This is a genomic window from Siminovitchia fortis (assembly GCF_007681465.1).
Classification (GTDB): Bacteria; Bacillota; Bacilli; order Bacillales; family Bacillaceae_C; genus Siminovitchia; species Siminovitchia fortis.
This window is the reverse complement of sequence record NZ_VEKZ01000080.1, coordinates 1-11,140: the sequence shown is the minus strand read 5'-3', so window position 1 is coordinate 11,140 and position 11,140 is coordinate 1. Positions and strand designations below refer to the sequence as shown.

12 protein-coding genes and 2 other annotated features are annotated in these 11,140 nt (G+C 45.9%); of the genes, 3 read left to right on the top strand and 9 right to left on the bottom strand.

The window, feature by feature from the left end:
• Positions 1-486: 486 nt before the first annotated feature.
• Positions 487-1,128: an NAD(P)H-binding protein gene (locus FS666_RS17810; RefSeq protein WP_144463117.1), complete on the top strand. Its 642-nt coding sequence runs from the start codon at positions 487-489 to the stop codon at positions 1,126-1,128.
• Between the two features lie 41 nt (positions 1,129-1,169).
• On the opposite strand, the gene FS666_RS17805 is transcribed toward FS666_RS17810, so the two are convergent.
• From FS666_RS17805 to brnQ, 9 genes are all read right to left on the bottom strand, one after another.
• Entirely contained in the window at positions 1,170-1,532 is a 363-nt protein-coding gene (locus FS666_RS17805; protein WP_120070417.1) for a DUF2512 family protein, read from the bottom strand.
• Positions 1,533-1,596: 64 nt separating this feature from the next.
• The gene (locus tag FS666_RS17800) at positions 1,597-2,433 is read right to left on the bottom strand and encodes a metallophosphoesterase (protein ID WP_144463115.1); all 837 of its coding nucleotides are present in this window, start codon (positions 2,431-2,433) and stop codon (positions 1,597-1,599) included.
• Between the two features lie 180 nt (positions 2,434-2,613).
• A complete protein-coding gene (locus FS666_RS17795; RefSeq protein WP_244943949.1) occupies positions 2,614-2,883 on the bottom strand; it encodes a YbyB family protein in 270 nt (89 codons plus the stop codon).
• Positions 2,884-2,947: 64 nt separating this feature from the next.
• Complete coding sequence (gene trpA / locus FS666_RS17790) at positions 2,948-3,742, bottom strand: tryptophan synthase subunit alpha (protein WP_144463113.1); 795 nt, start codon at positions 3,740-3,742, stop codon at positions 2,948-2,950.
• A complete protein-coding gene (gene trpB, locus FS666_RS17785) occupies positions 3,735-4,940 on the bottom strand; it encodes a tryptophan synthase subunit beta (protein ID WP_144463111.1) in 1,206 nt (401 codons plus the stop codon). The genes trpA and trpB overlap by 8 nt, the downstream gene beginning before the upstream one ends.
• 15 nt (positions 4,941-4,955) lie before the next feature.
• The gene (locus tag FS666_RS17780) at positions 4,956-5,558 is read right to left on the bottom strand and encodes a phosphoribosylanthranilate isomerase (RefSeq protein WP_306463609.1); all 603 of its coding nucleotides are present in this window, start codon (positions 5,556-5,558) and stop codon (positions 4,956-4,958) included.
• Positions 5,559-5,564: 6 nt separating this feature from the next.
• Entirely contained in the window at positions 5,565-6,353 is a 789-nt protein-coding gene (gene trpC / locus FS666_RS17775; RefSeq protein WP_144463107.1) for an indole-3-glycerol phosphate synthase TrpC, read from the bottom strand.
• Position 6,354: 1 nt separating this feature from the next.
• Positions 6,355-7,380 carry an anthranilate phosphoribosyltransferase gene (gene trpD, locus FS666_RS17770; protein WP_144463105.1) on the bottom strand — a complete coding sequence of 342 codons (1,026 nt, stop codon included), beginning with the start codon at positions 7,378-7,380 and terminating at the stop codon, positions 6,355-6,357.
• Between the two features lie 68 nt (positions 7,381-7,448).
• Positions 7,449-7,700: a binding site (T-box leader), on the bottom strand.
• A gap of 34 nt (positions 7,701-7,734) precedes the next feature.
• Positions 7,735-7,987, bottom strand: a binding site (T-box leader).
• An 81-nt stretch (positions 7,988-8,068) separates the two neighbouring features.
• Positions 8,069-9,439 (bottom strand): branched-chain amino acid transport system II carrier protein, encoded by a 1,371-nt coding sequence (gene brnQ, locus FS666_RS17765; RefSeq protein ID WP_144463103.1) that lies wholly within the window; start codon positions 9,437-9,439, stop codon positions 8,069-8,071.
• 215 nt (positions 9,440-9,654) lie between these two features.
• On the opposite strand from brnQ, the gene FS666_RS17760 reads away from it, so the two are divergent.
• On the top strand, positions 9,655-10,086 hold the full coding sequence (locus FS666_RS17760) for a MarR family winged helix-turn-helix transcriptional regulator (protein WP_144463101.1): 432 nt from the start codon (positions 9,655-9,657) through the stop codon (positions 10,084-10,086).
• Between the two features lie 14 nt (positions 10,087-10,100).
• The gene (locus FS666_RS17755; RefSeq protein WP_144463100.1) at positions 10,101-11,045 is read left to right on the top strand and encodes a ring-cleaving dioxygenase; all 945 of its coding nucleotides are present in this window, start codon (positions 10,101-10,103) and stop codon (positions 11,043-11,045) included.
• The last annotated feature ends 95 nt before the right edge of the window (positions 11,046-11,140 follow it).

The window sequence follows — 11,140 nt, the reverse complement described above, 5'->3', positions numbered from 1 at the left end:
TTGTAAATTGTTCCCAAAAGAGCGCTGAATTAGTTTTCGGCAAATTTACTTTCGTAATTTGGGATAAATAAGGCAAAAAACAAGGATTTGGTTAATATAAGCGGAAAAACTTCCCTTATTTCGTGTGAAATATATGTATTTCCCAAATTAAACGGAATTTTTCCGTTTATTTCAATCACAAGTGAATCAGGTGATAATTCACATCTATTTTAGCCATTCAATTATCAGATAGAGAATATTTATTCGCAAGTTGTTATTTACTATGTGATTTATCGTACGATTTTATATACTAATTTGCGATACAGCAATAAAAAAGTAGTGCTAAAGTTGTTGCGATTTAGCATCCTATTTCCGTTGCGATTTGCTGTTTTGCACCCTTAAAGTGAACCCGTTACATTTATAAGGAGGCCTTTTTCTCCTATCATAACAAGAGATTGTTTAATATGTCTTCATTCAGGAAAAATAATTTAAAAAGGAGCGGTGCCCATGAATGTATTGATTGCCGGAGCTTGCGACGATACCGGCCGGTGTTTAGTCGATTATTTAGCCAAAAACACCGATCACGAAACATATGCTGTGGTTCATGAAGAAGAGCAGAAACAGACTTTGGAATATATTGGCCAGGACAGAATTTCCACTATGCCTTCAGATGTGGAGGAATTGAATGCTTTGACAGAAGAAATGGACGCCGTGATTTATGCAGGAGGCTGTGATGTCAAAACGAATGACCAGAAAGTGATCAAATCCGTGTTGGAGGATACAAAGGCGCTGATTAATGCTGCGGCCCGCAATAAAGTGAAACGTTTTATTCTACTCAGTGCAATGGGGGCGGATGATCCGCAGGGCTCCAAAGAAGATTATTTATATAAAAAGCGGGAAGCGGAGGATTATTTAAAAAATACCGGGATGGATTTTACTATTATACGTGCTGGGGAGTTATCCACCGAAAAGCCGTCCGGAAAAGTCAAGCTCGAGGAAAGCATCAACTGGATCAAAGATCCGGCCGTTTCATGCGAAGATGCCGCCAAAGTGATTGCCGCATCCCTTGATTCCGACCGTATGACAAATAAGACAGTTGAGCTGATATCAGGGGACACTTCAGTAGAGGATGCCCTTCAAAAAATGTAAGGCGGGTTAAGCCTTCCGAACGAGGCGCTCCCGCCTTTTGATCACCCCAGTTTCATTTCTTTCCTTGCGCGGCCCGACCGGATCAGCCACATATGGACGAAAAACTCTACAAGTGTTAATAGAAGAGCAGTGACAACAGCTCCAAAAAAAGTAACTTGAGCGGTAAAAAAGAAATAGCCTAAAATATAAATGATTAATGTAGAAAAAACAAAGTCCGTAATTGTACTGAACCAAAACGTGTTTCTTGACAATAATGCCCATTCGAGCAAATGTCCCGCAACAGCCAATGTGGCACCAATGACAATGGGCTGGTAGACATGGGAGAAGTTCACGTTCGTCAGCATACTTCCCGCGATGGCCACAACAATGGGGCAGATGATCAGTTTCATGATGAGATTCAACATAAAAAAAGGCCTCCTTTATTGAAAAGGATGCCAAGACTTCTGCTTTTTTATTCCTTTCCCTTCCTCATTCTTTCTTAAGCGTCACTAGAACAATCTCGGGACGGTTAAAAATCCTGTATGGAATGATGCTGTTACCGAGTCCCCGGCTTACGGCCATCGTCGTAATGCCTTTCGTATAGATTCCCGCGGTATATGTCGGGAACCAGCCCTGACCAGGAGCAATAATGCCGCCGATCCCCGGAATCCGCACCTGCCCGCCATGCGCATGGCCGGTAAAAATCAGATCGACCTGCCTGTCAACATAAACATCAAACACCTCGGGCCGGTGAGAAAGAAGCAGCCGATAATTTTGGTCGGGTATACCATCAAAAGTACGGTCCATATACTTGGCAATCGTTTTCTCAGAAGGCTTGGCCGGCTCCATCAAAGGATCCTCAATGCCCGCAATCACGAGCTGTTCCCCGTTTTGCTCCAGAACCTTTGCTTCATTATTCAGTACATTGACCCCCAAGGCCCGAAGGGCACCTGTGATTTCATCCACCTGATTGACGGCAACTTCATGATTGCCCGTAACATAATATACGTCTGCAACGCCGACCAATTTCCTGACGAGATGGAGGCTTTTTTCAAGATCATACCGGTTGCTGTCAATCAGATCTCCCGTCAGAAAAATCAAGTCCGGATTCAGTTTTTTTACTTTTTCGGCCAATTTCACTTGTTCTCTTCCAAATTCCGCGTCATGCAAATCCGACAGCTGCACAATGACGAGTCCATCAAAGGCTGCCGGAATCCGGTCAGACGATATTTCATGGGAAGACACCTGAAGCCAGTGATTATTGACATATAAAAACACACCGACGAGTGCAATAATAAGAATGATTTTCAATAATTTATTTTTCATCTTTGTCAAATTCGGATTTTACTAATTTCATAGATTTCCGTCCCCTTCTATCCTCTGCATATTGTATCATTTTTTTCTTGGCCGAATAATGCCTGTACTAAATTTTATGCAAACGGCGGGCGGCTTGATTACAAAAAAAAGCCAGCCAATCGTGTCATCCACAGATTGACTGGCGTATTTTTAAGGCTGCTGGACTTCTTTATTGTAATACTCGACGCTGTACTGCGCGCCTTCCCCGACCATTTTTGCATCTTCATGATCGTGTGGGTCAGGGCGTCCGGCTTTTTCCAACAATTCCGGTTTTTTGCGTCCTCCCCAAAGGTTCGATACTTTTTCCTTTATTTTTTCAAACATATCCATCGCTTTTCCGCGGTTTTCCTTAGTAGATAAAAGAGCCCCTGCCACACCAACTCCCAACAGTACATAAGGCATTTTTCCGGGTTTACCCATTAAGAGGTTCCTCCTTTATTCCTTTCCCCATATTTACCCGATTTTTCATAATGAAAACATGTTTTTATACCATTTTTATATCGGCGTGTTTCGCGGCGTTGATTAGCTCTTTAATGTCATCCGGCTTTTCATCTGCGAGCGCCCGGACGATCTTGCTTCCGACAATGACTCCGTCGCAGTGCCGGCTAAGACTTTGCACGTGTTCCGGCGTAGAAACGCCAAAGCCTGCCAATACCGGGGCGGAGGATAAAGATTTCAATTCTTTCAAATATCCTGCAACCCCTTCTTCATATTCAGATCTGGCCCCAGTCGTTCCTTTTACAGTCACCGCATAAAGGAACCCTTCCGTCCGTTTCGCGATTTCTTCCAGCCTGCTGCGCGGACTTGTCGGAGCAGCGAGGCGGATCAAGGCAATTTCATGTTTGGAAAGCGCGGGGACCACCAACTCCTCTTCCTCAAGCGGAAGATCCGGAATGATGACGCCGTCTACACCTGCTGCTTCACATTCTTCGGCAAACCGTTCCACTCCATAGACAAAAATCAAATTGAAGTAAGTCATCAGAACGATCGGAATCGAGCGCGATGCCTTGGATCCTTTCAATGTGTCCAGCACTTTTTCCAATGTTGTTCCATTGGAGAGCGCCCTGATTCCCGCTTCCTGTATCGTCGGGCCGTCTGCCACCGGATCGGAAAATGGAATGCCTAATTCAACGACAGTCGCCCCGCTTTTTTCCAAAAATGAAATTTGGTCCGCTAATTTTTCAAGGCCTCCGTCGCCCGCCATGATATAAGGGACAAAAACTTTGTTTCCCTGCTGCAAAACGCCCTGAATCGCTTCATCAATCCTTTTTTTACCCATTCTGTCCGCCTCCCAACACTGCTCTTACTGTTTCGACATCCTTGTCCCCTCTTCCGGACAAGCAGATGACCAATGTTTCTTCCGGACTCATTTCTTTAGCCAGTTTGATGGCATAAGCGACGGCGTGTGAGCTTTCCAAAGCGGGAATGATGCCTTCCGTTTTCGATAAAAACTGGAAGGCTTCCAATGCTTCACCGTCTGTCGCGGAAGTGTATGCCACTCTTCCGGAATCTTTTAAATAGGCATGTTCCGGACCTACTCCGGGATAATCCAAGCCGGCCGAAATGGAATGTGCTCCTTGAATCTGTCCCGCTTCATCCTGCAGCAAATATGTCAACGTTCCGTGTAAAACTCCGGCTTTTCCGTCCGTCAGCGTCGCTGCATGCTTTCCGGTTTCAATTCCGGATCCTGCCGCTTCAACCCCATAAATCTTCACTTCTTTATCTTCCACAAACGGATGGAACATTCCCATCGCGTTGCTCCCGCCTCCGATGCAGGCGACGACAGCATCTGGAAGCTTTCCTTCCTGCTCCAGCATCTGCTTTTTCGTTTCCTTCCCGATCACGCTTTGAAAATCGCGGACAATTTCCGGGAACGGGTGCGGCCCTACAACGGATCCTAAAATATAGTGCGTATCCTCCACATTGGCAACCCAGTAGCGCAGCGCTTCGTTCACCGCATCTTTCAATGTGCCGTTTCCTTGGGACACACTTCTCACTTCAGCTCCGAGCAGTTCCATCCGGAATACGTTCAGCTGCTGGCGCCTGATGTCTTCTTCCCCCATGAATACGATGCATTCCAATCCAAGCAGGGCGCAGACTGTAGCCGTCGCAACCCCGTGCTGGCCTGCGCCTGTTTCGGCAACAACTTTCTTTTTGCCCATCCGAAGCGTCAGCAGCGCCTGCCCGATCGTATTGTTGATCTTATGAGCGCCGGTGTGGTTCAAATCTTCGCGCTTCAAGTAAATTTTCGCTCCGCCGATTTTTCGGGTTAAATTTTCCGCAAAATATAACGGCGTCTCCCTGCCGATATACTGTTTTAAATAATAATCCATCTGCTCCGCGAATTCGGGATCAGCAGCCGCCTTTTTATATTCATCTTCCAATTCCAACACTGCGGTCATTAAAGTTTCGGGTACAAAACGTCCTCCGAACTGTCCGTACCGGCCTTTTTCATCAGGTAACACATTGGTAGCCATAGCCTTTCCTCTCCCTTAATAAGATTGTTTTGCCGTTTTGATAAAATCAATTAGTTTTTGATGGTCTTTTTTCCCGTTTGTTTCCACGCCGCTTGATACATCCACTGCCGCGGGCTGGACTTGCCTGATCGCTTCAGTCACGTTGGCTTGATTGAGGCCGCCTGCCAAAATCATTTTTTCCCTTGGAAGGTTTTGATCCTTTAAAAGGCTCCAATCGAACGGCTTCCCGCTTCCTCCGCGGTAATGGATTCCGGGACTGTCCACAAGGTAAAAGTCACATTCGTATTCAGACAACTTTTTCACGTCGGCTGCTTTCTTGATGGTAAAAGCCTTAATGAGCGGAAGCGATAGCTCTTTGCAAAATGCCGGTGTTTCATCTCCATGGAGCTGGATGTAATCAAGTCCGGCTGTTTCTGCGATACGACGAATATTTTCAATTGTTTCGTTGACAAAAACGCCAACCGCAGCCACATGATCAGGAAGCCGTCCCACGATATTCTTTGCGGCATCAGGCTCGATCCTCCTTGAACTGTCGGCAAAAACGAATCCGAGCATGTCGGCTCCCGCTTCGTACGCCGTTTGTGCTGCTTCCGTTGTTGTAATGCCGCAAATTTTCACTTTCAATCAGCGCACCGCCCTGCGCAGCGGAATCCGGATTTCATCCATCGTTGCAGCGATATCCGCCGATCGCATGAGCGTTTCCCCGACAAGCACCGCCCTGGCTCCCGCAGCTTCTGCAAATGCAACATCTTCCCGAGTCCGGATCCCGCTTTCGCTGACAACCACAATATTTTCGTCCTTTATTAAAGCGGCTACCCGCTCTGTCACCGCCAAATCGACGTTGAATGTTTTCAAGTCGCGGTTATTGATGCCGATAATATCCGCACCGATCCGGAGGGCCGTCTCCGCTTCCTTCTCATTGTGGACTTCAAATAACACATCCAGGCCAAGCGATTTCGCGTAGCCATACAAATCCCTGAGCTGCTCTTCCTTTAATGCCGCTGCAATGAGTAAAATGATGCTTGCCCCATGATCAACGGCTGTGTCGATTTGCACACGGTCAATCATGAAATCCTTGCAAAGCAGAGGGATTTCAGGTACTGCTGAAGCAACTGCCGACAAATCAGCCATCGATCCGTTAAAAAACTGCCGGTCCGTCAGTACCGATATCGCCGCGGCACCGGCTTTTTCATATTGCTTTGCCTGCGTGACCGGATCGACCATTTGATTGATGTCCCCTTTGGATGGCGAAGCGCGCTTCACCTCTGCAATGACGCTCATCGTCTCGGATGTCCTTAAGCTTTCATATAATGATTTTCTTTTCACAGGCTTTTGGTGCTTAAAACTATAAATGGCTTTCAGTTCGTTTACTTCTATTTCTTTCTGTGCAATGATACGATCCAAAATTGTCATATTAAACCACTCCCCGCTCTAATCTCCCGTTTTTTCTGATTAAAAACTCCAATTTTGACATGGCCGCCCCTGAATCGATGCTTTCCTTTGCCAGTTGAATCCCTTCCTGGATCGTATCCGTCCTGCCGCTTGCAAAAATCCCTACCCCGGCATTCAGAAGAACGGTATCACGGAAAGGACCGTCATCCCCGCGCAATATACTCATCAAGATGCTGGCATTTCTTTCCGCATCTCCGCCTGTAATTTCTTCCAATGAATAAGTTGGGAGGCCGGCTTCCTCCGGAGTCAAGGTGATTGAATGAAGCTTCCCTTCATCCAAAATGACCAGATGATTTTCACCCGCCAGTGACAATTCATCCATATGGCCTGCTCCATTTACGATAACCGCGCGCTTTCTTCCAAGCCTCTTCAGAACGCTTCCCATCAGCTCCAATTTATCGCGGCGGTAAATTCCCATCAGCTGAGTGTCGAGTTCAATCGGATTCGTCAAAGGCCCGATCAGGTTAAAAATGGTCGGAACCCGTAAATCCTTTCTAACTTTCATCACCTGCTTCATTCCAGGGTGAACGTACGGTGCGAATAAAAAAGCGATATTGTTTTCTTCGAGCAGCTCTTCTGTCTGTTCCGGCGTACATTCAAGCGCAACTCCCAAATGCTCCAGAACATCCGCGCTGCCTGTCTGGCTGGACACACTCCTGTTTCCGTGCTTGGCGATTTTGATGCCGGCTCCGGCAATGACAAACGCAGAAGCTGTGCTGATATTGAAGCTTTTCGAACCATCGCCGCCTGTTCCACAGTTGTCCATAACGCTTCCCCGGACCGATTTGATGGGAACTGATTTTTCACGGATGGCCTGAACCAACCCCGCGATTTCGTCCGCCGTTTCCCCTTTTAACGCAAGGAGCCCGAGCAATGCCCCCGCCTCACTGTCCGAAGCTTCCCCCGTAAAAAGAAGCCCGGCCGCTTCCTTCATCTCTTCTATGCTCAAACTTTCACCGGCCATCAGTTTTTGCAATTGTGATTTCATGTGAATAACCTCCCGTTTTTATCTTTTACAAAACAAAAAGCCCTCTATAAATACACATAAGTGCATTTATAGAGGGCGATATAGTCGCGGTGCCACCTCTTATTGAAGATCATCAAACATCTCCATCTCATTCGGGTACAGCGCCTTTTTTAACATGCGCGATACCCTATCCCTGTAACGGGGGAAGCCGTCTTTCCCTACTCGATTCAGGAAAACTCTCATAAGCCCATTCCACAAAGCGGTGCGCGCCGGATTCCCACCATCACCGGCTCTCTGTTCCGTCACCTGCCAAGTGTACTCTTCTTATTCATCGATTTTTATTTTTTCATTTGTAATGCAAAAAGGGCCCCTCATCCAAAGGACGAGGGAACCCGTGGTACCACCTTTATTAGCCGAAAAACGGCTCGCTTTGCCGGCAGCAAGCATGATCGCTTATTGCCCGTCTCTTTTAACGTCGAGACCCACGTCGAAACCTACTGCCTGCCCGCGGCAAGGTTCAGTTTGAAAGCTCGGAAGTCCATTCACCGTTTCCGCACACCAGTTCACACCTGCCACTGGCTCTCTTAAGTGTTGAAAAACAGCTACTCCTCTTCGTCACAGCCGAAAATATCCGTTAAAGTTTTAATTATTTAAGATGATAACTTTTTGATAAATGGAAGTCAAGGACTTTTTCATTTTTTAAGTCAATTTAGACTTCAGTTGCCCGCATATCTTCCTGCTTTTGATATTTCACACGTCCGATGATTCCTGTCACCAGGATGACAACAAGCACCGGCACAAGCCAGCCGAGGCCTTCCGTGTACATTGGAAGATTGTTTTTATAAAAGTCAATGATTGAAAACAGCCAATTCGGGTACTGAATCTCAAAAATATCAAAGAATGTTTTCAAACCGTCGATGATGCTGATACAGAAAGTCACAGCAATCGCAGCAACATAAACAAGCCTTGAATGTTTAAATAATGGCGACAGGAATGTGAGAAGCATGAGTACAATGGCCAGCGGATACAGGAACATCAGCACCGGAACCGAGTAATTGATAATGTTCGCCAACCCGAAATTCGCAATCGTAAACGACAGCAGGGAAAAGAATAGAACAAATGCTTTGTAGCTGATTTTTGGAAAAAGCAAGTTAAAATACTCGCCGCATGCTGTAATCAGTCCGATGCTTGTTGTCAGACAGGCAAGAATGATGATTATCGCAAGCATCACTGCTCCGAACGTTCCGAAATAATAAGAGGATGCATTGCTCAAAACAGGTCCGCCTGTATCAAAAAGACCGAACATTCCGGTGCTTGTCGCACCCAAATAGGCGATCCCCACATAAATGATTCCTAGAAAAATAGTTGCAACTATACCTGATTTCATCGTTGCCGACAGAATTTCTTTTTTAGACGTGATGCCGAGTGCCCTGATCGCGTTGATGACAATGATACCGAAAACAAGTGACGCAAGGGCATCCATCGTATTGTAGCCTTCGGTGAATCCTTTCATGAACGCACCGCTACTGTATGCTTCCTGAGGAGCTTCAAATGATCCCATCGGTTTGACAATGACGGTAATCAATAAAACCGCCAGAAGAATGATAATCCCCGGTGACAGGATTTTTCCGACACGGTCGACAATTTTTGATGGATTCAAAGAAAGCCAGAGAGTGATGCCGAAAAACAACAGAGTAAAAATGAATAGCCCTATTTTGACATAATCATCGGCCACAAAAGGAGCAATCCCGATATCATAAGCTACGGCCCCTGTCCGCGGAGTAGCAAAAAAAGGTCCAATTGTCAGATAAAGAAGCGCAGTAAAAATGACGGCGTAAACCGGGTGAATCCGGCTTGCCAATTCCTGAAGATTACGGCTTCCCGAAAATCCCATGGCCAGTATTCCCAGGAACGGCAAACCTGTTCCTGTAATTAAAAATCCGATAACAGCAGGCCAAAGATTAGTTCCTGCATTTTGCCCGAGTGAAGCCGGAAAAATGAGATTCCCCGCTCCGAAAAACAAAGCAAATAACATCACTCCAATGACGAAGTATGATGAAAATGAAAGTTTTTCCTTCATAATGATTTGTTCCCCTCCAAGATGTAAGAAAAGTAAGAAATTTTGTCGAAATATTTATTTTATCAGACTTTACTATAATACCTTTTTTATGGCATGTATGCAACGGACGGAAGATTTTTCAAGATTTATTATTCGACAATAAGTATCCTGCGGGTTAAAATTATACTGAATTCAAAATATATGAATTAAGGGTAATTGTAGAATAGAGGTGCAAAATGAGCCAAAACTTATCATTAAAATCATTTGTCGTTCTGATGAAGGCGGCCAGGTCGATGCAGGAAAAAGTCAAACAGGATGTGTCCAATTATGGAGTCAATCTTTCAGAATTCACAGTTTTGGAGGCACTCCATTATAAGGGGCAGATGACGGTTCAGCAAATTTGCAGCAAAGTGCTGATCGCCAGCGGGTCGATGACCTATGTGATCGACAAACTGGAGAAAAAGGGAATGCTTGAAAGGAAAGCCTGTCCCGAAGATCGCAGGGCAGTCCATGTGATGTTGACCGACGCGGGAAAAGCATTCATGGAAAAAATCTTTCCAAAGCACCAACAATTGATTGAAGATATTTTTGGTGATGTTAGTGAAAAGGAAAAAGAATTGTTAATCGATCTGCTTAAAAGAATCGGCAAACGTGCTAACAATATATGAAAGGAGCTTTCATGATGAATAAAACAACAGACGGCATCCACCATATCACGGCGATTGTCGGACATCCGCAGGAAAATGTTGATTTTTATGCCGGAGTTTTGGGATTGAGATTAGTCAAGAAAACAGTCAACTTTGACGACCCGGGCACATACCATCTGTATTTCGGGAATGAGGGCGGAAAACCTGGAACAATTATTACATTCTTTCCTTGGCCTGATGCCTATCCGGGAAAAATCGGTGACGGCCAAGTAGGCGTGACATCTTACGTTGTGCCGCCTGGTGCCATGGGATTCTGGGAACAGCGCCTGGAGAAATTCCATGTATCTTTTGCCAAATCGGAACGTTTTGGTGAGAATTATCTTTCCTTTTCCGATCCCCACGGACTTCAATTAGAGATTGTCGAAAGAGAAGCGGGAGAGCCAAACACCTGGAAAGTCGATGGAATCCATCCTGACGCAGCCATCAAAGGGTTCGGCGGGGCCACACTTCTTTCTTCGCGTCCGGAGAAAACAGCAGAACTATTGGAAAACATTATGGGCCTTGAAAAAGTTGGAGAGGAAGATGGGCTGATCCGTTTCCGCTCAACCGCTGATATTGGAAATATTATTGACTTGAAGACAGCCCGAAGCGGGGCCGGCCGAATGGGCGCCGGAACTGTTCACCATATCGCCTGGCGGGCAATGGACGATGCCGATCAGCTGGAATGGCAACAATATATTGCCGGCCATGGATATGGCGTAACGCCTGTCCAGGACAGAAATTATTTTAATGCGATCTATTTCAGGGAGCATGGAAACATTCTGTTTGAAATCGCAACTGATCCGCCGGGATTTTCCCATGACGAATCGTTTGAAACAATGGGTGAAAAATTGATGCTTCCGCAGCAATATGAAGTGTATCGGCAAAGATTGGAAGACCACCTGATTCCAATTGAAATACCGAAATCGGAAACGACTTGATCACCCAAACATCCTCTTAATTAGAAAAGCGGAAGGCGCCCGCCTATCGGCGACAAGCACAAGACGAATTGCGAGGAGGCAGCTTTTCAGCCACC

Bases quoted from the DNA above. Each gene is read 5' to 3' on its own strand.
- trpC (WP_144463107.1), bottom strand. From the start codon at position 6,353: ATGACAATTTTGGATCGTATCATTGCACAGAAAGAAATAGAAGTAAAC.
- FS666_RS17755 (WP_144463100.1), top strand. From the start codon at position 10,101: ATGAATAAAACAACAGACGGCATCCACCATATCACGGCGATTGTCGGA.
- brnQ (WP_144463103.1), bottom strand. From the start codon at position 9,439: ATGAAGGAAAAACTTTCATTTTCATCATACTTCGTCATTGGAGTGATG.
- FS666_RS17805 (WP_120070417.1), bottom strand. From the start codon at position 1,532: ATGTTGAATCTCATCATGAAACTGATCATCTGCCCCATTGTTGTGGCC.
- trpA (WP_144463113.1), bottom strand. From the start codon at position 3,742: ATGGGTAAAAAAAGGATTGATGAAGCGATTCAGGGCGTTTTGCAGCAG.
- FS666_RS17800 (WP_144463115.1), bottom strand. From the start codon at position 2,433: ATGAAAAATAAATTATTGAAAATCATTCTTATTATTGCACTCGTCGGT.
- FS666_RS17795 (WP_244943949.1), bottom strand. From the start codon at position 2,883: ATGGGTAAACCCGGAAAAATGCCTTATGTACTGTTGGGAGTTGGTGTG.
- FS666_RS17810 (WP_144463117.1), top strand. From the start codon at position 487: ATGAATGTATTGATTGCCGGAGCTTGCGACGATACCGGCCGGTGTTTA.
- FS666_RS17760 (WP_144463101.1), top strand. From the start codon at position 9,655: ATGAGCCAAAACTTATCATTAAAATCATTTGTCGTTCTGATGAAGGCG.
- trpB (WP_144463111.1), bottom strand. From the start codon at position 4,940: ATGGCTACCAATGTGTTACCTGATGAAAAAGGCCGGTACGGACAGTTC.
- trpD (WP_144463105.1), bottom strand. From the start codon at position 7,380: ATGAAATCACAATTGCAAAAACTGATGGCCGGTGAAAGTTTGAGCATA.